The sequence below is a fragment of the Flavobacterium sp. KH_001 genome (assembly GCF_057840745.1).
The window spans coordinates 4759270-4781902 of record NZ_CM174520.1 but is presented as its reverse complement, the minus strand read 5'-3'; the positions used below and the strand labels follow the sequence as shown (position 1 = coordinate 4781902).

Annotated in this window: 19 protein-coding genes; 14 read left to right on the top strand and 5 right to left on the bottom strand. The window is 33.0% G+C overall.

Annotated features, from left to right (window positions below; all coding sequences use genetic code 11):
• The first annotated feature begins 76 nt into the window (after positions 1-76).
• From AC3ITQ_RS20255 to AC3ITQ_RS20235, 5 genes are all read left to right on the top strand, one after another.
• Positions 77-4564: a translocation/assembly module TamB domain-containing protein gene (locus tag AC3ITQ_RS20255; RefSeq protein WP_489235913.1), complete on the top strand. Its 4488-nt coding sequence runs from the start codon at positions 77-79 to the stop codon at positions 4562-4564.
• Between the two features lie 317 nt (positions 4565-4881).
• Positions 4882-5868 carry a 6-phosphofructokinase gene (gene pfkA / locus AC3ITQ_RS20250; protein ID WP_072972069.1) on the top strand — a complete coding sequence of 329 codons (987 nt, stop codon included), beginning with the start codon at positions 4882-4884 and terminating at the stop codon, positions 5866-5868.
• A 96-nt stretch (positions 5869-5964) separates the two neighbouring features.
• Positions 5965-6969 (top strand): type I glyceraldehyde-3-phosphate dehydrogenase, encoded by a 1005-nt coding sequence (gene gap / locus AC3ITQ_RS20245; RefSeq protein WP_026984486.1) that lies wholly within the window; start codon positions 5965-5967, stop codon positions 6967-6969.
• Positions 6970-7101: 132 nt separating this feature from the next.
• Entirely contained in the window at positions 7102-7953 is an 852-nt protein-coding gene (locus AC3ITQ_RS20240) for an N-acetylglucosamine kinase (protein ID WP_072972066.1), read from the top strand.
• 10 nt (positions 7954-7963) lie between these two features.
• Positions 7964-8338 carry a methylglyoxal synthase gene (locus AC3ITQ_RS20235; RefSeq protein WP_072973259.1) on the top strand — a complete coding sequence of 125 codons (375 nt, stop codon included), beginning with the start codon at positions 7964-7966 and terminating at the stop codon, positions 8336-8338.
• On the opposite strand, the gene AC3ITQ_RS20230 is transcribed toward AC3ITQ_RS20235, so the two are convergent.
• Complete coding sequence (locus tag AC3ITQ_RS20230; RefSeq protein WP_489235912.1) at positions 8319-8699, bottom strand: RidA family protein; 381 nt, start codon at positions 8697-8699, stop codon at positions 8319-8321. The genes AC3ITQ_RS20235 and AC3ITQ_RS20230 overlap by 20 nt on opposite strands.
• Positions 8700-8723: 24 nt before the next feature.
• The gene (locus tag AC3ITQ_RS20225) at positions 8724-11423 is read right to left on the bottom strand and encodes a putative LPS assembly protein LptD (RefSeq protein ID WP_489235911.1); all 2700 of its coding nucleotides are present in this window, start codon (positions 11421-11423) and stop codon (positions 8724-8726) included.
• 82 nt (positions 11424-11505) lie between these two features.
• Here AC3ITQ_RS20225 and AC3ITQ_RS20220 point away from each other — a divergent pair, with 82 nt between their 5' ends.
• The 8 genes from AC3ITQ_RS20220 (at position 11506) to AC3ITQ_RS20185 (ending at position 18983) form a co-directional block, all read left to right on the top strand.
• Positions 11506-12624 carry an N-acetylmuramoyl-L-alanine amidase family protein gene (locus AC3ITQ_RS20220; protein WP_375032824.1) on the top strand — a complete coding sequence of 373 codons (1119 nt, stop codon included), beginning with the start codon at positions 11506-11508 and terminating at the stop codon, positions 12622-12624.
• 50 nt (positions 12625-12674) lie between these two features.
• Positions 12675-13640 carry an MlaD family protein gene (locus tag AC3ITQ_RS20215; RefSeq protein WP_375032825.1) on the top strand — a complete coding sequence of 322 codons (966 nt, stop codon included), beginning with the start codon at positions 12675-12677 and terminating at the stop codon, positions 13638-13640.
• A 6-nt stretch (positions 13641-13646) separates the two neighbouring features.
• Positions 13647-14984, top strand: coding sequence for a 4Fe-4S dicluster domain-containing protein (locus AC3ITQ_RS20210; RefSeq protein WP_489235910.1), 1338 nt, complete (start codon positions 13647-13649; stop codon positions 14982-14984).
• Between the two features lie 130 nt (positions 14985-15114).
• Positions 15115-15906, top strand: a complete 792-nt coding sequence (locus tag AC3ITQ_RS20205) for a (Fe-S)-binding protein (protein ID WP_489235909.1) — start codon at positions 15115-15117, stop codon at positions 15904-15906.
• Positions 15907-16001: 95 nt separating this feature from the next.
• Positions 16002-16484, top strand: a complete 483-nt coding sequence (locus tag AC3ITQ_RS20200) for a hypothetical protein (protein WP_056194321.1) — start codon at positions 16002-16004, stop codon at positions 16482-16484.
• Positions 16485-16587: 103 nt separating this feature from the next.
• A complete protein-coding gene (locus tag AC3ITQ_RS20195; RefSeq protein ID WP_489235908.1) occupies positions 16588-17034 on the top strand; it encodes a hypothetical protein in 447 nt (148 codons plus the stop codon).
• Positions 17035-17398: 364 nt separating this feature from the next.
• Positions 17399-18535, top strand: a complete 1137-nt coding sequence (gene bshA, locus AC3ITQ_RS20190) for an N-acetyl-alpha-D-glucosaminyl L-malate synthase BshA (protein ID WP_489235907.1) — start codon at positions 17399-17401, stop codon at positions 18533-18535.
• Between the two features lie 25 nt (positions 18536-18560).
• A complete protein-coding gene (locus AC3ITQ_RS20185) occupies positions 18561-18983 on the top strand; it encodes a protease complex subunit PrcB family protein (protein ID WP_489235906.1) in 423 nt (140 codons plus the stop codon).
• Positions 18984-19068: 85 nt separating this feature from the next.
• Here AC3ITQ_RS20185 and AC3ITQ_RS20180 read toward each other — a convergent pair whose 3' ends face one another.
• The 3 genes from AC3ITQ_RS20180 to AC3ITQ_RS20170 form a co-directional block, all read right to left on the bottom strand.
• Positions 19069-19566, bottom strand: a complete 498-nt coding sequence (locus AC3ITQ_RS20180; protein WP_072972045.1) for a hypothetical protein — start codon at positions 19564-19566, stop codon at positions 19069-19071.
• Positions 19567-19844: 278 nt separating this feature from the next.
• On the bottom strand, positions 19845-20345 hold the full coding sequence (locus AC3ITQ_RS20175; RefSeq protein WP_489235905.1) for a hypothetical protein: 501 nt from the start codon (positions 20343-20345) through the stop codon (positions 19845-19847).
• Between the two features lie 164 nt (positions 20346-20509).
• Positions 20510-21337, bottom strand: a complete 828-nt coding sequence (locus AC3ITQ_RS20170; protein ID WP_489235904.1) for a UDP-2,3-diacylglucosamine diphosphatase — start codon at positions 21335-21337, stop codon at positions 20510-20512.
• 188 nt (positions 21338-21525) lie between these two features.
• Here AC3ITQ_RS20170 and aroC point away from each other — a divergent pair, with 188 nt between their 5' ends.
• Positions 21526-22584 carry a chorismate synthase gene (gene aroC, locus AC3ITQ_RS20165; protein ID WP_489235903.1) on the top strand — a complete coding sequence of 353 codons (1059 nt, stop codon included), beginning with the start codon at positions 21526-21528 and terminating at the stop codon, positions 22582-22584.
• The last annotated feature ends 49 nt before the right edge of the window (positions 22585-22633 follow it).

Sequence of the window (22633 nt, the reverse complement as noted above, 5' to 3'; positions counted from 1 at the left end):
AGAAAACTAAAATTAAGAAGCTATCAAAAAAGTAAAGAAAATAATATCAAGAACCCTAATTGGGTTAATTTTACTTTTGTTAGCACTTGCTATAACGCTGTCTTTGCCTGTAGTTCAGACTGAAATTGCACAATATGTAACCAGTTCCCTGAATGAAGATTTTAAAACAGATATTCATGTTGATAAGGTTGCAATAAACATTTTTGGAGGTGTAAAACTTAAAAAAGTTTTGATTTATGACCATCACAAAAAAGTTTTAATCTACTCTGATATTATTTCTACAGACATTTTAAGTGTCAAAAGATTGCTGGATGGTGATTTGATTTTTGGCGATTTGCGTTTAACAGGTTTGATTTTTAATCTGAAAACGTACAAAAACGAAAACGAAAACAATATCAATAAGTTTATACGACTTTTTGATTCTGATAAGCCATCAAAAACAAACAAACATTTTTTACTGACGGCTAAAAACGCCTATATTTCAAAGGGGATTTTTTCTGTAGTTGATGAAAATAAAAAGACACCTAAATTTTTGTCGTTCACAAAACTTAATGCGTATATCAGTGATTTTAAATTGTATGGGCCTGATGTAAATACGACAATTCATCGTTTCTCATTTTTGGATCACCGTGGTCTTTATGTGTCTAATTTTGCAGGGAAGTTTAGTTATACCAAAAAGCAAATCAAAGTTGAAAATCTTGCCATAAAAACGAAGAGATCCTCTATTTACGGTCAGGCAATTTTAAATTATAAAGTAGAAGATTTTTTAAATTTTACTGATAAAGTAAAGTTTGATGTTAGAATTGATTCCTCCTCAATTGCAACAAATGATATCCGTTATTTTTATGATGGATTAGGTAAAAATCAGCATTTTAAGCTTAAAACAAAATTAAAAGGCCCCCTTAATAATCTTAATTTAAAGGGCTTAAGGCTTACGGATACTAATGGTTCAAGAATTATTGGTAACATAAATTTTAAAAGCCTCCTAGGGACCAAAGAGCAAAAATTCTCAATGGATGGAAAATTTGACAGACTGGTTTCCAGTTATGATAATATGGTGGCTTTACTGCCGATTGTATTAGGCAAAAGACTTCCACAAGAGCTTAAAAGGATTGGGAAATTTACAATTATAGGAAAGGCCAAAGTTTCTACAACTGCACTGGAGGCTAATTTTAAAATGGTTACCGATTTAGGTGGTGGTAATGTTGATCTGCATTTAAACAATATGGATTTTATTGATAAGGCATCTTATTCAGGAAATATTGTTTTGGAAAATTTTGATGTCGGAACTTTACTTGAGCGAAAAGATCTTGGCAGAACGACCTTAAATTTAGATGTTGATGGAATTGGTTTTACCGAGAAATATCTTAACACCATTATAAAAGGTGATATTATAAAATTAGATTACAATAAATACACCTATAATAATATAGTAGTAAATGGAAATTTTAAACTGCCTTACTACAAAGGACAAATTTCTGTAAATGATCCTAACTTATCTCTAACATTTGATGGTTTAGTCGATTTAAGTACGCGTGAGAACAAATATGATTTCCATATTAATGTGGAGAATGCTGATTTACGCAAACTTAAATTCATAAACGATTCTATTTCACATTTTACCGGCGATGCAGTTGTTCAGGTTTCAGGAAATTCAATTGAAAATCTACACGGAAATATTTATATAAAAGATGCTATTTATCAAAATCCAAAAGCAACTTATGAATTTGACGAACTAACAATCAATTCAAGTTTTGATGAAGACAGGTTGAGAACTATAACTGTTAATTCTACAGATATTGTTGATGGTAAAATTGTGGGTAAATTCCAATTTGCACAATTAGGTAAATTGGTAATGAATTCCGTTGGAAGCCTTTATACCAATTACAAACCTTATAAAGTTAAAAAAGGACAATTTTTGCGTTTCAATTTCCATGTTTATGATAAGGTTGTTGAGATGTTATATCCTGAAGTAAATGTAGACTCTTCTACTGTGGTGCGTGGAAAAATTGATGCTGATTTAAATGAATTTAAGTTTAGATTTAACTCGCAAAAAATTACTGCTGCAAAAAACACATTCGATAATGTCCGAATAAGTATAGATAATAAGAATCCGCTTTATAATGCCTTTATCGAGTTAGACAGTATTAAAACACCCTATTATAAAATACGTGATTTTAATTTGATCAATGTAACGTCAAAAGATACTTTGTTTGTTCGTTCAGAATTTAAAGGAGGAGAAAAAGGGGAAGATTATTTTAATCTTGATTTATTTCACACTATAGATAAAAATAAAAATAACGTAGTCGGTATAAAAAAATCTGAAATGAAATTTAAGGACTACTTGTGGTACTTAAATGAAGAAGAAGGAGAAGATAATCAGATTGTTTTTGATAAAAACTTTAAAAACTTTACGATTGATAATATTGTGCTAAGTCATGAGGATCAAAAAATTGATTTGAATGGAGTTTTGCGTGGTACTGATTATAAAGATATTGTGCTGAATTTTGAAGATGTCGATATTAATAAAATAACACCTTTAAATTCCAAATTTGTATTTAATGGAAATTTAAACGGAAATGTCAATTTTAAACAGAATAAAGATGTTTATCAACCCACAGCATCTATACAGATAGATCATCTTAATTTAAATAATACGGAATTAGGAACTTTAGATTTTGATATTTCAGGAGATGAGAATCTGAGAAGATTTACTATAAACTCATCGATTCATAATGGTTTTACAGAATCATTCAATGCCAGCGGAAATTTTGCCATTGAAAATAAAGAAACTATATTGGATTTAAAACTTAAACTGGAAGGGTTTAATTTGGCAACGTTAGGAAAAGTTGGTAAAGATGTTTTGTCTAATGTCCGTGGTTCTGTTTCTGGAAATGCAGCTGTTGTTGGGAATATTAAAAAACCTGAAATAAACGGAAGGTTGTATGTTGAGAAAGCAGGGATGACTATTCCATATCTGAATACAGATTACGAATTAAGTGATCGCACTGTTATTGATCTTACAGATGAAAAGTTCTTGTTTAGAAATAATCAATTAACAGATACTAAATACGGAACAAAAGGGCTGCTGAATGGCGCTATTGAGCATCATAATTTTGGTGATTGGAAATTAGATCTAACTATTACTTCAAAACGATTATTGGCACTTGACACTAAAGATAGCGACGATGCAGCTTATTTTGGTACGGCCTTTATTAACGGAACAGCGAGTATAAAAGGACCAACAGAAAGCCTGTTTATTAAAGTAGCAGCTAAATCAGAAAAAGGTACCGAGGTTAAAATCCCTATTAATAATGTACAAAGTGTTGGTGAAAGCAGCTGGATACATTTTGTAACTCCAAAAGAAAAATACAACTTAGCGAATGGTATTGTTGAGAAAACCAGAAACTATGGAGGTCTTGAGTTAGAATTTGATTTTGATATTACACCAGACGCCGAAGTTGAAGTTATTCTGGATCGAAATTCAGGTCATGGAATGAAAGGAAAAGGATACGGATCATTGTTATTTAAAATTAATACACTTGGTAAGTTTAATATGTGGGGAGATTTCCAGGCATATGAAGGAACCTATAATTTTAAATATGGAGGTTTAATTGATAAAAAGTTTGCGGTTAAAAAAGGAGGGTCTATCATTTGGGAAGGAAATCCTATGAAAGCCCAGTTGAATTTGGAAGCTGTATATAGAACGGCAGCAAATCCAGCTGTACTTTTAGAAAATTCTTCTTTCAATAAAAAAGTTCCAGTTGAAGTTGTTATTGGTTTGAGGGGAGATTTAGCTAGTCCGGAACCTAATTTTGATATTCAGTTTCCATCTGTAAGCAGTGTTTTAAAATCAGAGATACAATATAAATTGGACGATAAAGATGTTCGACAAACTCAGGCTTTGTACTTGCTGTCCACAGGTTCATTTATGAGTCCGGACGGATTTAATCAAAGTGATTTGTCTGGAACATTTGCAGAAACTGCAGCCAGTCTATTAGGCGGAATTATAAAATCGGACAATGATAAGTTTAATATCGATCTGAATTTTATTTCTGCAGACAAGAGAATTGGTCAGGAAGCAGATGGTCAGTTCGTGGCCAATATTTCATCACAGATTAATGAGAAAATCTCCATTAACGGAAAAGTTGGAGTTCCGGTTGGAGGAGTGAATGAATCTGCGATTGTAGGAGATATTGAAATACTTTACAGAGTAAATGAAGATGGATCTATGAACCTTCGTTTATTTAATAAAGAAAATGATATTAATTATATAGGACAAGGAATTGGTTATACGCAAGGTGTCGGTATTTCATATGAAGTCGATTTTGATACTTTTAGTGAATTGGTAAATAAACTGTTTAAAAGCCATAAGCTTGAAAGAACATTAAAAGGTTCTCCTGATGATTTACAAGATTCTAACCTGAATCCTGATTATATAAATTTCTCTAGTAAAAAAGATACCGCAAAGGATAAAAAGAAGAATGATAAAAAAGAAGAAGAGAAACCACCACAGCCTCAAAATAATAATCAGGGATTAATTCCGGACAATGACGATTTTTAAGCTTTTGTTAAAAAAGTACAATTATAAAACCATTCGCTGCAACGAATGGTTTTTTTATGCTAATTTTAGATGTTCCATTTTTTTTTTTTTTTTTTGCCAAATCAAGCAGTTGCATATTTTTATAACACTTCATTTATGTATTGTTAATTTTAAGGATTTAATTAAAATAAGGTGCTTTTATTATTTTAAATGAATTTTTTCATATCAAAAAACTTATTAACGAAAACGTTTGAATTTAACATATTTTATTAATTTATTACAATCATAACCCGAAAAGTGGTGAATGTTTGCTAATTTTACACTTTAATACTTAAATAATGCCAAAAACAATAAAAAAAGTTGGTGTTCTAACCTCAGGAGGAGATTCACCTGGAATGAATGCCGCAATACGAGCAGTTGTTCGAACATGTGCTTATCATAATATAGAATGCATAGGGATTTATAGAGGGTATCAGGGAATGATCGAAGGAGATTTCAAGGAAATGGGACCTCGAAGCGTAAATAATATTGTAAACAAAGGTGGGACGATCTTAAAATCGGCTCGTTCTCTTGAGTTTAGAACCCCAGAAGGTAGAAAGAAAGCTCACGAAAATCTTGTGAAGGCTGGTGTAGATGCATTAGTTGTTATTGGAGGAGACGGAAGTTTTACCGGAGGTTTAATTTTTAATTCAGAATATGGTTTTCCTGTAATGGGGATTCCAGGTACAATTGATAACGATATTTTTGGTACAACTCATACTTTGGGTTATGATACAGCTTTAAATACCGTAGTAGATTGTATTGATAAAATTAGAGATACTGCAAGTTCACATAATCGTCTGTTTTTTGTAGAGGTTATGGGTAGAGATGCAGGGCATATTGCTCTTAATGCAGGTATTGGAGCTGGTGCTGAAGAAATCCTTATTCCTGAAGAAGATTTAGGTTTAGACAGATTGCTAGACTCTCTTCAAAAAAGTAAAGCTTCAGGAAAATCATCAAGTATAGTTGTTATTGCCGAAGGGGATAAAATTGGTAAAAACGTTTTCGAATTAAAAGATTATGTTGAAGCTAATTTACCTGAATACGATGTAAGAGTTTCTGTATTGGGACACATGCAGCGTGGTGGTTCTCCATCTTGTTTTGATCGTGTTTTGGCAAGCCGTTTAGGAGTAAAAGCGGTAGAGTCTTTATTAGAAGGAAAATCGAACTATATGGTTGGACTTCGTGAGGACAAAGTGACTTTAACACCTTTAGAACAAGCAATTAAAGGTAAATCTGAAATTGATAGAGAATTATTAAGAGTGTCTGACATCATGTCAACATAAAAATAAATAAAAAGTTTAAAAAAGGAAAGAAGTTTATTGTGAGGAAATTAGACTTTTAAATTAGTGTAATAAAAACAAAAGCAAAAATTAAGTAAAATGTCAAAAGTAAAATTAGGAATAAACGGATTCGGACGTATCGGAAGAATCGTTTTTAGAGAAACTTTCAATAGAGATAATGTAGAAGTAGTTGCGATCAACGATTTATTAGATGTTGATCACTTAGCTTACTTATTAAAATATGATTCAGTTCACGGTCGTTTCAACGGGACTGTAGAAGTAAAAGAAGGAAAACTTTATGTAAACGGAAGAAATATCCGTATTACTGCAGAAAGAAATCCAGCTGACTTAAAATGGAATGAAGTTGATGTTGATGTAGTTGCTGAATGTACTGGTATTTTCACAACTATCGAAACTGCAAATGAGCACATTAAAGGTGGTGCTAAAAAAGTAATCATTTCTGCTCCATCTGCAGATGCTCCAATGTTTGTAATGGGAGTAAACCACGAGACTGCAAAAGCTACTGATTTAGTAGTTTCTAACGCTTCTTGTACTACAAACTGTTTAGCTCCTTTAGCTAAAGTTATTCACGATAACTTCGGAATTGTAGAAGCTTTAATGACAACTGTTCACGCTACAACTTCAACTCAAATGACAGCTGACGGTCCTTCTAGAAAAGACTGGAGAGGTGGACGTGCTGCAAGCATAAATATCATTCCATCATCTACAGGTGCTGCAAAAGCGGTTGGAAAAGTTATTCCGGAATTGAATGGAAAATTAACTGGTATGGCTTTCCGTGTTCCTACAGCTGACGTTTCTACAGTAGATTTAACTGTAAAAGTAGCTAAAGAGACTTCTTACGAAGAAATTATGGCTGTTTTGAAAAATGCTTCTGAAACTACAATGAAAGGTATCTTAGGATATACTGAAGATGCAGTTGTTTCTCAGGATTTTATTTCTGACAAAAGAACTTCAATCATTGATGCTACTGCAGGTATTGGATTGAACTCAACTTTCTTCAAATTAGTATCTTGGTACGATAATGAGTACGGATACTCAAGTAAATTGATCGATTTATCTGTGCATATCGCAGGTTTAAAATAATATTATATATTTTTGCAAAATCCCGTTATTTAATTAGTAACGGGATTTTCTTATTTTGTTTCGTCTTTGATTAATGTAAAAAACACACTTTTTAATTTGTTGAAGAAAAACTAATCCAAAAACAAAAAAAAAATGAAATTAATAGTTGATAGTGGGTCTACGAAAGCCGATTGGATTGCAATTGATGATAATGGAAAAGTATTATTCACGACACAAACTTTGGGATTAAATCCTGAAATTCTTGACGGTCCGGAAATTATTGAAAGATTAAACGATCGTTTTGATATTTTACAAAATAAAAAAAATGCCTCACATTTATTCTTCTACGGAGCAGGATGTGGTACTGACAGAATGAAAATTGCATTGACTCAAATCTTTCAGGAGTATTTTGTTAACGCAATTGTAGAAGTTCATGAAGATACTTATGCAGCCGTGTATGCTACAACTCCAAAGGGAGAAGAAGCAATTGTAAGTATTCTTGGAACAGGTTCTAACTGCAGTTATTTTGATGGAAAAGTATTGCATCAAAAAGTTCAGTCATTGGGTTATATAGCTATGGATGATTGTAGTGGAAATGTTTTTGGAAAAGAATTAATCAGAAAGTATTACTTCAATAAAATGCCTAAAGAATTAGCTGTTGAATTTGAAAAAGAATATGATTTAGATCCTGATTTTATTAAAAATAAACTATATAAAGAACCAAATCCAAACGCGTATTTAGCGACTTTTGCGAAGTTCTTAATCAAACATAAAGACACTGATTTCTGTAGAAAAATCATTTTTAAAGGAATGAAATCTTTCGTTAAAAATTATATCAAGCAATATGATAATTGTAAAGAGGTGCCTGTGCATTTTGTAGGCTCTATCGCTTTTTATTTAAAAGACGAATTACAAGAAACATTTGATAAATATGAACTTCAATTAGGTAATGTTCTAAGAAGACCAATTGATGGATTAATTGCATACCATGTTGCTAATCAATAGTTCTGGTTTTATGGAGATTGCGATTATTGCTCATGATGGTAAAAAAGCAGATTTAATTGACTTTTTGATTAAAAATGAAGCTGTTTTACACCATGAAAAAATTAAGCTTATTGGTACTGGTACCACCGGAGGAAAAGCAGAAGCGGCAGGTTTTAAAACCCAAAGAATGCTTTCCGGACCATTAGGTGGAGATGCGCAAATTGCAGGAAGAGTGGCGGAAGGGATTACAAAAATGGTTTTCTTTTTTAAAGATCCATTATCAAGTCATCCACACGAAGCTGATATAAATATGTTAATTCGTGTTTGCGATGTGCATAATGTGCCGCTGGCAACGAATGAAGCAACGGCACAATTATTATTAGATGCTATTGCACTGCAATTATAGAGATTTCAACATTTACATTTTTTGGCAAACATGCCACTTGAACCGTTTCACGTGCTGGAGCGGTTTTTTCGTTAAAAAAAGATCCGTAAATTGTATTTATAGCTCCAAAGTTATTCATGTCCATAATGAAAATAGTTGCTTTAACAACGTTTTCAAAAGTCATATTTGCAGCTTCAAGGATTGCAGCAATGTTTTCCATTACTTGTTTTGTTTCATCATTGATGTTTTCAGTAACAAGTTCTCCTGAAGCCGGATTTATTGCAATCTGACCAGAGGCATATAGTGTATTTCCTGATAATACGGCCTGATTGTATGGTCCGATTGGAGCGGGAGCCTTTTCGGTAAAGATGATTTTTTTCATAATAATTATTTTAATCGATGTGAATTATCGGTTTGAAGTACTTCGTTTATTCCACTTAATATCACTTAATACTCCGGATTTAATTCCGATGAAGAAGTTCCAGTTTGAGTTTTCTCCAAGTGGTGTCCAGTTAAAAGCCATTCTCCAGCTTAACAAATCTCTTTCAAAACGAAATTGCGTAAAGGTAACTCCTTTTTGAACAAAGTCGTAACCGGTAGACACTCCGCCTTTCCATTTAGGAGTTATATCCATATTGATGGAAACCATTATAGAGTTGTTGGTAATCTTGCTTTCTCTATTTGTATTGGAATAGGTTAATGAGTAGGCCATTGTCATATCCCATGGAATCTTAGAATTGAAGAATTCGGTTATGACATCTTCGCCGTCATCCTCTTTATCTTGGGCGAACTGGCTATTACGACTGTCGTTTAAGTCTGTATTGGTACCAAACAAGTCATCTTTACGACCTCCATTCCGCTCACTTTGTTTGTTTTCTTCTTTGGTTCCTTTATTAGAAAATGAGTAGTTTAAAGTTAAGTTAGCACTTGTCATTCTGAATAAACTACCACCATTGTCAATGTTGAACGTATTCATCTTCTTTCCGGAATTGTCAATCGCATATGGATCTAATGTAGCGCCGAAGTTGACATTCATTTTATTGTCAAAAAGTTGTGTCCCTCCACTTACTAATACAGGCTGCCAGGCAAGAATGTCTTTTCCGTCAGCATTAAAATTATAGCTGGTGCTGAAATTTAAGTTGTTCAGCAGCATTATTTTTTTAGGTTCTGTTTTTGTGCTGTCGCGATCTCTTACTTTAGCTTCAAAAGTATTGCTTAAGGCAAAGCCTACGATGTTTGAGTTTTCTTTGCTAGGAGCTCCGTAAACACCTCCGTCAAAACGTGAATAAGAGTTTGATATTTTTCCTGAAGCATCTACATAATAGTTGTCATAATATTTTTCGAAACTAGGAGTGTACGCATACGTAACAGAAGGTCTCATAACGTGACGAATCGATTGAATTCTTTTATCATCACCAAAATTAAAAGTACCATAAATTGTAGTTCCTAAGTTAGAACTAAAGTTATAGGTCCTGTAAGCGTCAAAACCGTTGATAGTTTGTGTTACAACTTGGTTTTGACTTGTGTCGTAATTTTTTTCTACCGTTTTGGTAACCCAGGTTTCCTGATAGTTTGTGGATGCTCCGGCACTAAAATATTTAAATATTTTAAAGTTTGTACTAATCGGAATAGATTGTTGTAGTCCAATTTGTGCATCTGTAAACATTTGAGGTTTAAAGAATAAAGAATCGGTTGTTACAAATTTATTTTGACCGGTAACATTGTACTGTAAGTTGATGTTTTTAATAAAACCTTTTTTAACACCATCTTTACCCACAAAAGGATAAACACGATCAATACTACCTTGTAACGAAGGCAATGTCATTTGAATTTCTTCTGTTTGTGTATTTTGTTGATGTGTTGCCGTTAATGCAATACGGGCTCCCGGGATTGTATTAAAGGTTTTGTTATAAGAGATAGACGAACTTAAGGTGTTGTTTAGATTTGACCCAACGTTTGCCTGATTAATAGATTGCTTAAAATATTTACTACTACCCATATTCACCGAAGCAGAGAAACTTGAGTTCGGATTTGATTTAGTATCCTTTGAGTGTGACCATTGGATATTATAAATATTTTGCTTCGAATAATCAGGGTAACCTCTTTCGCTGTTGATCAGGTTTTCAAAACGGATATTTACATTTCCACGATACTTGTATCTTGTAGCATACGAAGATTCAAAACGCATGGCATAACTTCCGTTGGTATAGTAATCTCCTAATACAGTCAGGTCATAGTTATCACTTAAGGCAAAATAATAACCACCATTCTGTAAAGAGAATCCTCTTGTATTGGAGTCGTTATAACTTGGGATGATGATTCCGGAAACACTTTTCTCCTGACTCATTGGAAAATACGCAAAAGGCAAGGCGAGAGGAGTAGGTACATCAGCAATAACCATATTGGTTAAGCCGGTAACTACTTTCTTTCCGGGAATAAACTTTACTTTGTTAGTTTGAAAGTAATATTCGGGATTGTCAACATCTGCTGAAGTGGTGAAGCGGGCACCTCTTAAGAAGTAAACAGAATCGTTTTCTTTTTTAGTAACTGCTGCTTTAATTTTAAATTCACCTTGTTCTGTTCTGGAATTGAATATTAAAGCTTTTTTTGTTTTGAAATTAAAGCGAATAGAATCTGGCTGAACTTCACTGGCTCCTTGCTTAAAATTAGGGTATTGACTTAAAACACCTGCAGAATCTTTTATTCTTCCGGCATATACTTCGTCCTTTTCATAATCCAAAACGATTATACCCGATTTTAACTCTACATCTTTATAATATAATTCAGCTTCGTTATATAAAGTGATGCGTTTGCTTTTTTGATCGATTTTCGCATAATCCTTTGCCCTATATTTTACTTTTCCGTCCAGAAAAGTCTTTTTAGGCTTAACAGTATCCAGTTTTATAGTATCAAGTACAGTAGTGACAGGTTTATCTGTTTGTTTTACAGCAGGTAATGCGTTTTTTTTTGATTTTATCTCTTGCGAATATAATTTACCACATCCTAGTGTTAGGAAAAATGATAATAAAACGATATTAAATAAGTTTGTATGCAAAGGTTTAAATGCTATTTTTGTAAAAGTATGGCTTGTTTTTTGACATGTCAAACTTACATATAATTTTTTGGCAAAAATAATCAATTGTAAAAATTATAGCAGTTGCATTTTATTAAAATTAACTTTTAGATTTATGAATATATTTAACAAAACTAGGCTAATATTTAGTTTTTTTCTAACTATAATTTCATTTTGCGCATACAGTCAGGCAAATGTTTTTAAGGTAACACTTGATGCCGGACACGGTGATCATGACTTTGGTGCCGTATATAGCGGAAGAATTGAAAAAAACATTGCATTGGCTATTGTGTTAAAAGTTGGAAAAATATTAGAAGACAGTCCAAATATTAATGTTATTTATACTCGTAAAACCGATGTTTTTATCGATTTGGTTGAAAGAGCCAATATTGCGAACCGTGCTAACTCTAATATTTTTGTGTCTATACATTGTAATGCGAATAAAAATACCGCTGCAGATGGAACTGAAACTTATGTAATGGGTTTAAGTAAAGTAGCATCGAATCTTGAAGCAGCGAAAAAAGAGAACTCGGTTATTACATTAGAAAAAGATTATAAACGTAAATATGAAGGTTACGATCCAAATTCGCCAGAATCTATGATGGCAATGACCTTGATGCAGGAAGAATATTTAGATAATAGTATCGCATTAGCGACTAAAATTGAAGATAATTTTGACAGGTTAGGGAAAAAGCTTCGTCAGGGCGGAGTGAAACAAGCACCATTTATGGTGTTGCATAAAGCATACATGCCAAGAGTTTTGGTTGAAACAGGATTTGTATCTAATCCTACAGAAGGAAATATTTTAAATTCGGAAGAAGGGCAAAACGATATTGCAAAAGCTATTGCTGAAGCTATTATAAGTTATAAAAGAGAGTATTTTGGTTCTGGAGTTCCAGAATTAGCAGATGCACGACCGGTGAAAGATACTGCCAAACCAAAAACGGTTGTTACTCCTCCAGCAAATAAAAATACACCTAAAGGAACTATTTTTAAAGTACAGTTAATTGCCAGTATCAAGAAAACACCATTAGAACCTAAAAATTTTAAAGGGCTGACAAACGTCACAATGTTGTATGAAAATAATATTTATAAATATTTCTATCAGGAAACTTCAGATTACCAGGCGGCACAAAAATATTTGCAAGAAGCTAAAAGTAAAGGATATGGAGCTTCTTTTTTAATTGCTTACAAGGATGGCGAAAAAATCAGTATTCAGGACGCTACTAAATAATAAGCGCAAGTTCGAATATTTATATTAATTTTGTACAAACACTTAGAATTTTGAAACTAACAAGAGAAATTAAAACGGCTATTTTAGTCATCGCGTCAATTTTATTATTTATTTGGGGATACAGCTTTTTAAAAGGCAGAGATCTTTTTACAAATTACAAAACATTTTATGTAGAATATGATAATGTGGAAGATTTGGCTCAGTCTGCACCCGTTACATTAAATGGTCTGGCGATTGGTAAAGTAAATAAAATCACTATCAACGAAAATACTGGAAAACTATTAGTAGAATTGCAATTGAAAACAGATTTTCCAGTTTCTAAATCAAGCACTGCATCTTTATATTCTCCAAGTTTAATTGGAGGAAAACAGATAAAGATTATACCAAATCTTGCAGACAAGGAACTTGCAGTTGATGGGCAAACTTTAACTCCAGCTGTAGAATTAGGTCTAACAGAATCTTTAGGAGGTAAAATCGAGCCAATTCAGCAGAAACTGAATGTGATGCTTGAGAATATTAATACTCTAGTTTCTGGATTAAACAATGTTCTGGATAAAAAAGGACAGGAAGATCTTAAAAAATCATTAGCAGAATTGAGTCAGACAATGGAGCAGTTTCACAAAGCTTCAGGAAGTATTAATTCTATCTTAGATACTAATAAAGCACAAATTAACGGAGCAGTTACTAACTTTAATAAAATGTCAAGTAACTTCAATAAAATCTCAGATTCCTTAAATAAAGCTGACTTAGGTAAAACAGTTAGAAGTTTAAACCAAACTTTAGCAAAAGTTGATGGTATTATGGCTAATCTAAATGCTGGAAAAGGTTCTGCTGGTAAATTATTAAATGATGATGCTTTGTATAATAATTTGGCTAAAACTTCTAAAGAGCTTGAATTATTATTACAGGATGTTCGTTTATATCCAACGCGTTATGTGAATGTTTCTCTTTTTGGAAAGAAAAACAAACCATACGTTGCACCTACGGAAGAAGCCACTACAACTGAAAAAAAATAATAAAGAATGAGTTATTTAGATAATATTTTATTCGCTATACTTCTGATAGCTGGTTTTGGTTTTTTTGCTTCAAGTATAAAGAAAATCATTAGAAATATAAACTTAGGAGTAGATGTAGATCGAAAAGACAATCCAAAAGCACGTTGGAAAAACATGGCTATGATTGCTCTCGGACAATCTAAAATGGTGAAACGTCCAGTTGCGGGAGCATTGCATATTGTAGTATATGTTGGGTTTGTTATCATAAATATAGAATTACTTGAAATTATTATTGATGGATTATTTGGAACTCATAGAGTTTTTGCTCCTTTTTTAGGTGTAGTTTATGATGTTTTAATTGCTTCATTTGAAATATTAGCAATACTGGTAATCTTTGCTGTTATAGTTTTCTGGATTAGAAGAAATGTGATCCGATTGAAACGTTTCATTAATCCGGATTTAAATGGATTTCCAAAAAGTGATGCGAATTACATTTTGTATTTCGAAACAGTTTTAATGCTTTTGTTTTTATTCATGGATGCTGCCGATTTGCATTTGCAAAATGTACCAGGAGGATTTTCACACTTTCATAAAGCAGGAAGTTTTCCAATAAGCCAATTTATTGCTCCAGTATTTAATGGAATGTCAAATGAATTGGTTGCTATATTGTTTGAGGCTTTTTGGTGGTTGCATATTGCAGGTATTTTGGTTTTTATGAACTATTTATACTTCTCAAAACATTTGCATATTCTTTTGGCTTTCCCAAATACTTATTTTGCCAATTTGAAACCAGAAGGGCAATTTGATAATTTAGAATCGGTTACAAAGGAAGTGAAGTTAATGATGGACCCAAATGCTGACCCGTTTGCGGCGGCGCCGGTTGATGAAAATGCTGCTCCGAGTAAATTTGGTGCATGCGATGTTCAGGATTTAAACTGGGTTCAATTGTTAAATGCTTACACCTGTACAGAATGTGGACGTTGTACATCATCTTGTCCGGCAAATCAAACAGGCAAGAAATTGTCTCCTCGTAAAATTATGATGGATACAAGAGATCGTTTGCAGGAAGTTGGTAAAAACATTGATGCTAATAAAGGTGTTTTTGTTCCGGATAATAAAACGTTATTAAACGATTATATTACACCAGAAGAATTATGGGCCTGTACCTCTTGTAACGCTTGTGTTGAAGAATGTCCAGTAAATATCAGTCCATTATCTATTATTATGGATATGCGCCGTTATTTGGTAATGGAACAAAGTGCTGCTCCGATGTCGTTGAATGCTATGATGACAAATATTGAAAACAATGGAGCGCCATGGCAATACAGTCAGCAAGATAGATTGAACTGGAAAAACGAGAATTAAAATTTAAGATTTGATTGGTTATTTGCTTAACCGTTTAATCGAGTAAAATATTTGAGGTTTTTAGTAGGGTTATAGTAGAGAGAGTGCGATTAACCAATTTAACGATTAACCGATTTAACAACAAAAGAAGATGTCAGAAAGTTTAGTAGTGCCAACAATGGCTGAAATGTTAGCCGAAGGAAAACAACCAGAAGTTTTGTTTTGGGTAGGTTGTGCAGGAAGTTTTGATGATAGAGCAAAAAAAATTACTAAAGCATTTGTACGTATTTTAAACCGTACCAATGTTTCATTTGCAGTTTTAGGTACAGAAGAGAGTTGTACCGGAGATCCTGCAAAACGTGCTGGAAATGAATTTTTGTTTCAGATGCAGGCCATGATGAATATCGAGGTTTTGAATGCATATGAGGCTAAAAAAATTGTTACGGCTTGTCCACACTGTTTTAATACTTTAAAAAATGAATATCCTGAATTGGGAGGTCAGTATGATGTAATTCATCATACTGAGTTTTTAAAATCATTAATTGATGAGGGAAGACTGACTGTTGAAGGTGGTCAGTTTAAAGGAAAAAAAATTACTTTTCATGATCCTTGTTATTTAGGAAGAGCGAATAAAGTATACGAAGCTCCAAGAGATTTAATTCAGAAACTTGATGTTGAATTAGTCGAAATGAAACGCTCAAAAGCAAACGGATTATGTTGTGGAGCAGGTGGGGCACAAATGTTTAAAGATGCTGAACCAGGAAACAAAGAAGTGAATGTTTTGCGTACTGAAGATGCTTTAGAAGTACAACCGGATATTATTGCTGCGGGTTGTCCCTTTTGTAATACGATGTTAACAGATGGTATCAAACATAAAGAAAAAGAAGGGCAAGTTAAAGTAATGGATATTGCGGAGTTAATCGCAAATGCACAAGATTTATAACTAAGGTTCTGAGATACCAAGATTCTAAGGTTCTAAGTTATCTAACTTGAAACTATCCAGTAATCTAAAATCAACAATCTAAAATCTAAAATTAAATGTATATACCTTTTGAAAATTTACCTGGTGAATCCAGAGTTTGGATTTATCAATCAAACAGAAAATTTTCTGAGGAAGAATTTTCTGAAATTGAAACTGACCTAAAAGCTTTTGTAGAAGAATGGGCAGCACACGGAACTAGTTTAGAAGCTTCATATTTATTAAAATACAACCGATTTATTATTTTGGCTGTAAATCAGGATGTGCAAGCTGCTACAGGATGTTCTATAGATAGTTCCGTTGAATTTATTCAGAGTTTGGAGAAAAAGTATAACGTTGATTTGTTAGATAAAATGAACGTAACTTTTAAAAATGGCGAGCATATTGCACATAAAACATTAATCGATTTTAAGAAAATGGTTAAAGATAAATCGGTTTCTGAGAATACGATTGTGTTTAATAATTTGGTGAATAATATTGAAGAATTTAATGAATCCTGGGAAGTTCCTGCTGCTGATAGCTGGCATAGCAGATTTTTCTAAGAAATATTTATAAGATATTTGAAAGGCATGAAATTTCGGTTTTATGCCTTTTTTTGTTTCAAAGGTTGAGGAAGTTGAAAAATAATTTTAAAAGTGTTGAATAATGATATATTCTGGTCGGGAGTTTCGTTGGATGAAAATTAAAAATGGAAGATTGCATCTTGCGGTTGTAAATTTAAATATTCAAAAGAACGGAACTGGTAATAAAATTATAGAGAATTATCCTGAAGGGAAAATTTGTAATAATTCTATTGATGTGGGAATAAATGGATTTGAAGATTGGAAAATTGCTTTGAAGGCTGGTTTGAAATTTGCAGCTTCTTTCAGTCAGGACTTTTGGACAATTACTATAAACGAGGTATCTGGAAAACCTTTTATGGATACCAATCCTACTATCGTTGGTTATACAGGTATTTTAGCTTTTATAGAACAGGCAAATGTTGTTATAAGTAATGAGATCATTCAGGAAATTGAGGAATTTGTTTATTCTAGTTGGTATAATGGTAATGAAAAAGAGATTCCGGATTTTAATGAATTAATTTTTAAGTAATTAATGTGGTTTTTTTTGGGGTTTTATAAAAGCTCAACTTTGACAAGATTTCCAGTGAATAGTTCTTATAAAAACTAAAACCTCTAATCTAGCCCCGATGGGAGTGATATCCTTTTGTGCCGGGGTTCGGTACAAAAGATATAACGGACAGCGGGACAGGTCGTTCTTTTGAAAATGAATTTTCTGCTCCTGATAAAAATTACAGTAGAAAATTTCTGGCCATCATTCATATCTTAGTGTATAAAATATTATAATAATTTAAAGCATTAATAATCTGATGCTTCTAAGATTCACAAAAATCTAACATTTTAAATACGGGAATAAACGTGATTTTTGAGTACTTTCGTAGTACTAAATTTAATACATGAAAATAGCAATAGTTTGTTATCCGACATTTGGTGGTAGTGGGGTTGTAGCCACAGAATTAGGCCTCGAATTAGCCAGACGCGGACACGAAATCCACTTTATTACCTACAGTCAGCCGGTTAGACTGGCACTTTTAAATCCTAATGTTCATTATCACGAAGTAAACGTTCCTGAATATCCTCTTTTCCATTATCAGCCTTATGAATTGGCTTTGTCAAGTAAATTGGTTGATATGGTGAAATTATATAAAATAGAAGTGCTTCATGTGCATTATGCAATTCCACACGCGTATGCGGGTTATATGGCGAAGCAAATGCTGAAAAATGAAGGAATTAATCTTCCGATGATTACAACGCTTCATGGAACAGATATTACGTTGGTAGGAAATCATCCTTTTTATAAACCAGCCGTAACTTTTAGCATTAATAAATCAGATTATGTGACTTCGGTTTCACAGAGTCTGAAAGATGATACGTTGAAATTATTCAAAATCAAGAATAAAATAAAGGTAATCCCGAATTTTATTGAGCTGGATAAAGTAAAAAAAGACCCAACTGCGCCTTGTCATCGTAATGTGATGGCGAAGGAAAATGAGCGTATAATTACTCATATCAGTAACTTTAGAAAAGTAAAACGTATTCCGGATATCATTAAGATTTTCTATAATATTCAGAAAGTAATGCCGGCTAAATTGATGATGGTTGGTGATGGTCCTGAAAAAGAAAAAGCGGAAGTTTTATGTATGGAATTAGGAATTTACGACAAAGTAATTTTCTTTGGAAACAGTAATGAGATCGACAAAATTTTATGTCTGACTGATTTGTTTTTACTTCCATCAGAAACAGAAAGTTTTGGTTTGGCTGCTTTAGAAGCGATGGCATGTGGTGTTCCGGTAATTTCAAGTAATTCGGGAGGTTTGCCAGAGGTTAATTTTAACGGTATTTCAGGATATTTGAGCAATGTGGGAGATGTTGAAGAAATGGCTGCAAATGCAATTAAAATTTTGGAAAGTGATGAAGTTTTAAATCAGTTTAAAGCGAATGCTCTTGAAGTGGCTAAGAAATTTGATATCAAAAACATACTTCCAATATATGAGGCATTGTATCAGAAAGCAATTGACGATTATAAAGAGTAGAAACATTAATTTTAAAGTAACGTAAATGAAAAAAGTAGTTTCGGTTTTAGTAGTTTTTGTTTTAATTTCTTGTGGAGCAAAAAAGACATCAGATTCAAAAGCTTTATATGAAGTTTTGACAACGCAATCTGACGGGGGAGGAAATATCAAATTTTATGAGATTTTGACAGAACCAAATGAAATCAAAATGTTAGTAAACGATCCTCTTTTGGCTGATAAAATGAAACAGGATGATATTAGTAACTCGAACTATGTTATTTTGAATATGGGGGAGAAAAATACTGGAGGCTATTCTATTGGAGTTGAAAAAGTAGAAGAAACGGATAAAAATATCATTATCACTGTGAAAGAAAATAATCCGGCTCCTGATGCTATGACGATGCAAGTGATTACTTATCCCTATACTGTTGTAAAAATACATTCAAAAAAAGAGATTGTTATCAAATAGTAATTTCGCTTATTATAACAAATAAAAAAAACCTGTCGTAGTTAAAGCGACAGGTTTTCTTTTACAATTATTTTTTAATTCTATTTTAGAATTTGAATTTGATTCCTAAACCAACATCAAATCCAAAATTATCATCGTCGTAATATCCTGAACCAATTTCAGGTCTTGCGTCTAAAGATAATAGAATTGGCACTTCTTTGAAGCCATATTCGATACCAATGTCACCTGCTGCAAAAACGTAAGTTCCGCTGTCATTATATTTAACGTTTCCGTTATAATAATCATGATCCCAGGCAGCGATACCAGCACCAACACCAGCGTACCAGTTAAAACCTCCGTCGATATTCCAAACCCATTGGTAAAGACCAACTGCTTTAATAGCGTCAACATCGCTACTGTTTCTCCATCCTAAATCGAACTCAAGTCTGTTTTTGTCGTTTAATCCTCTTTGGTACGATATTTCTCCTCCAAATCCGTTATTGTCTCCTAAGCGTAATCCAAGAGCGTTTTTAGCAATGTCTTGTGCCTGAGCCGTAAACGCTAATCCGAATAGCATAATGGCAGATAAAATGATTTTTTTCATAAAAAATGGTTATTAATTTTTTTCAAATGTACTTTTATACGAAAGGATAAAACGTATAATACTTTTTAAAATTGTTATATAATTCACATTTTTATGGTGATTAATATGAGTGATTAGTGAAATCACTCATTGTAAATGGTAAGTTGCTTGAGTGTAATGATTTAGCTTTTGCTAGTCAGCCAATTAAGAAATTCAAGTTTAATTTGTCCTTGATTCAAAAAAAATCCTGTCGTAATTAAGCGACAGGATTTCTTTTACAGTTGTTTTTTACTTTTATTTTAGAATCTGAATTTGACTCCTAGACCTACGTCAAATCCAAAATTGTCATCGTCATAATATCCAGAGCCAATTTCTGGCCTTGCGTCTAATGATAATGTAATTGGTGCTTCTGGAAAAGCATATTCGATACCAATGTCTCCGGCTGCAAATACATAAACACCGCTATCATTACCGTAATGAGATCCTGATCCGTCATAATCATAATTCCAAGCGGATAAACCTGCACCAACTCCTGCATACCAATTAAAACCTCCATCAATATTCCAAACCCATTGGTAAAGCCCTACACCTTTAACAGAATTAACGTCACTATCATTTTTCCAGCCTAAATCAAATTCAAGTCTGTTTTTTTCAGATAGACCTCTTTGATATGATACTTCGGCGCCAAAGCCGTTACTGCCTCCTAAGCGTAGACCCAGAGCATTTTTTGAAGCAATTTGTGCTTGAGCCGTAAATGCTAATCCGAATAGCATAATGGCAGATAAAATAATTTTTTTCATAAAAAAATGATTGTTAATTTTTTTTGAATTTAGTGTTATTTGATAATATAAAACGTACGAAAATAAATAAAAATATTATATAGTTAACATTTATTTGCGTGTTATTTCGAAACCAATTCGAAAAATAAATTGGACATGTGGCAAATTTGTTTGTATATAATGTCTTACTTTTTAACGATCATTGAAGTGATTAATTGTGAAGTTAAAATATCTTCCATTTCGAATAAATTTTCTTCTTCTTCAGTCAGGTTAGATTCGGCATATGAAAATAATTTCCAGCGTTTTTTATGATATTCCAATGCAGTTAGGTTTTCAACCCAATCTCCTGAGTTTAAGTATAAAGTAGATCCGTGTTTGTTTTCTATAGTAGTAATTTTTGGTTCATGAATGTGTCCGCAAATTACATAATCGTAATTTTTTTCGATTGCTAAATCAGTTGCAGTAGTTTCGAAATCAGAAATGAATTTTACTGCTTTTTTTACGCTTGCTTTTATTTTTTTAGAAAACGAATAAGGTTCTCGGCCTAGTTTAGTCAGGCACCAGTTTGCAAAACGATTGCTTAGGATTAGATAGTCATAGCCCAGGCCACCTAATTTTGCAATCCATTTGGAGTGTTGTACTGAGGCATCAAAAACATCTCCATGAAAAATCCAGGCTTTTTTACCGTCCAAATCTAAAACTAATTTATCAAGGAGTGCAAAATTCCCCATGTTCATGTCGCTGAATTTGCGAAGAATTTCATCGTGATTTCCAGTAATGTAATACACTTTTGTGCCTTTAGAAGCCATTCCAATAATACGTTGAATAACTCTTAAATGTGCTTTAGGAAAATAAGATTTTCTAAATTGCCAGGCATCAATAATGTCGCCGTTTAAGACTAAAGTTTTTGGTTTAATGCTTGATAAATAGTTGTTTAATTCTTTGGCGTGGCTTCCGTAAGTTCCTAAGTGAACATCTGAAAGGACAACTAACTCGACATTTCTTTTTTTCAATTTTTCCTGATTTGAAGTTTAGCAAATAAAAGAAACTTGAGTCAGTTTCATTTTATCAAATGGTTACCAATTTGGCTTCAATTTTAATAAATTATGATTTTTATCCAACTTAGTCTTTACTTAATAATACCAACTTTAAATTTTTTAATTTAATTCATAAAACTTACATTTGCTCAAAACAAATTACAATGGCAGGAAATAGCTACGGCACCCTATATAAAGTTACAACATTTGGAGAATCTCATGGTGAAGCTTTAGGTGGAATTATAGATGGATGTCCATCAGGAATTGAACTTGACTTAGAAGCAATTGAGGTTGAAATGTCTCGAAGAAAACCGGGACAATCAGCAATTGTAACCCAAAGAAAAGAACCAGATGCAGTTCAGTTTTTATCTGGAATTTTTGAAGGTAAAACAACGGGAACTCCAATTGGTTTTATTATCCCGAATACCAATCAAAAATCAGACGATTACTCTCATATAAAAGATAATTACAGGCCAAGCCACGCTGATTATGTGTATGATCAAAAGTACGGTTTTCGTGACTATCGCGGTGGCGGAAGAAGTTCTGCACGTGAAACTGCAAGTAGAGTAGTAGCGGGCGCTATTGCAAAACAAATGTTACCTGAAATTAAAATTAATGCTTACGTTTCTTCTGTTGGTCCAATTCATTTGGATACTCCTTATCAGGAATTAGATTTTTCAAAAATTGAAAGCAATCCGGTTCGTTGTCCTGATGAAAAATCGGCTGCGATTATGGAAGAATATATTCGCGATATCCGTAAACAAGGAGATACTGTTGGAGGAGTTGTTTCATGTGTTATTCAAAATGTACCGGTTGGTTTAGGAGAACCTGTTTTTGATAAATTACATGCTGAACTAGGAAAAGCAATGCTTTCTATTAATGCGGTAAAAGGTTTTGAATATGGAAGTGGATTTTCAGGATCTGAGATGAAAGGAAGCGAACATAATGACTTATATAATCCAGACGGAACTACAAAAACAAATCTTTCAGGTGGAATTCAGGGTGGAATAAGTAACGGAATGGATATCTACTTTAGAGTAGCTTTCAAACCTGTTGCGACTATCATGCAGACGCAAGATTCATTAGATAATAAAGGGAATATTATACCAATGACCGGTAAAGGCCGTCATGATCCTTGTGTAGTACCTCGAGCAGTGCCAATTGTTGAAGCAATGGCAGCGATTGTTTTGGCTGATTTTTACCTTATCAACAAAACATATTAATAAAAGTTAAGACAGTGAGGGTCTTAATATTTTAATTTAAAACAAACAG

What these genes read in the sequence shown, in the direction of transcription:
- pfkA (WP_072972069.1), top strand. Translation starts at nt 4,882, where the DNA reads ATGCCAAAAACAATAAAAAAAGTTGGTGTTCTAACCTCAGGAGGAGAT.
- gap (WP_026984486.1), top strand. Translation starts at nt 5,965, where the DNA reads ATGTCAAAAGTAAAATTAGGAATAAACGGATTCGGACGTATCGGAAGA.
- AC3ITQ_RS20240 (WP_072972066.1), top strand. Translation starts at nt 7,102, where the DNA reads ATGAAATTAATAGTTGATAGTGGGTCTACGAAAGCCGATTGGATTGCA.
- AC3ITQ_RS20235 (WP_072973259.1), top strand. Translation starts at nt 7,964, where the DNA reads ATGGAGATTGCGATTATTGCTCATGATGGTAAAAAAGCAGATTTAATT.
- AC3ITQ_RS20230 (WP_489235912.1), bottom strand. Translation starts at nt 8,699, where the DNA reads ATGAAAAAAATCATCTTTACCGAAAAGGCTCCCGCTCCAATCGGACCA.
- AC3ITQ_RS20220 (WP_375032824.1), top strand. Translation starts at nt 11,506, where the DNA reads ATGAATATATTTAACAAAACTAGGCTAATATTTAGTTTTTTTCTAACT.
- AC3ITQ_RS20210 (WP_489235910.1), top strand. Translation starts at nt 13,647, where the DNA reads ATGAGTTATTTAGATAATATTTTATTCGCTATACTTCTGATAGCTGGT.
- AC3ITQ_RS20205 (WP_489235909.1), top strand. Translation starts at nt 15,115, where the DNA reads ATGTCAGAAAGTTTAGTAGTGCCAACAATGGCTGAAATGTTAGCCGAA.
- AC3ITQ_RS20200 (WP_056194321.1), top strand. Translation starts at nt 16,002, where the DNA reads ATGTATATACCTTTTGAAAATTTACCTGGTGAATCCAGAGTTTGGATT.
- AC3ITQ_RS20195 (WP_489235908.1), top strand. Translation starts at nt 16,588, where the DNA reads ATGATATATTCTGGTCGGGAGTTTCGTTGGATGAAAATTAAAAATGGA.
- bshA (WP_489235907.1), top strand. Translation starts at nt 17,399, where the DNA reads ATGAAAATAGCAATAGTTTGTTATCCGACATTTGGTGGTAGTGGGGTT.
- AC3ITQ_RS20185 (WP_489235906.1), top strand. Translation starts at nt 18,561, where the DNA reads ATGAAAAAAGTAGTTTCGGTTTTAGTAGTTTTTGTTTTAATTTCTTGT.
- AC3ITQ_RS20180 (WP_072972045.1), bottom strand. Translation starts at nt 19,566, where the DNA reads ATGAAAAAAATCATTTTATCTGCCATTATGCTATTCGGATTAGCGTTT.
- AC3ITQ_RS20175 (WP_489235905.1), bottom strand. Translation starts at nt 20,345, where the DNA reads ATGAAAAAAATTATTTTATCTGCCATTATGCTATTCGGATTAGCATTT.
- aroC (WP_489235903.1), top strand. Translation starts at nt 21,526, where the DNA reads ATGGCAGGAAATAGCTACGGCACCCTATATAAAGTTACAACATTTGGA.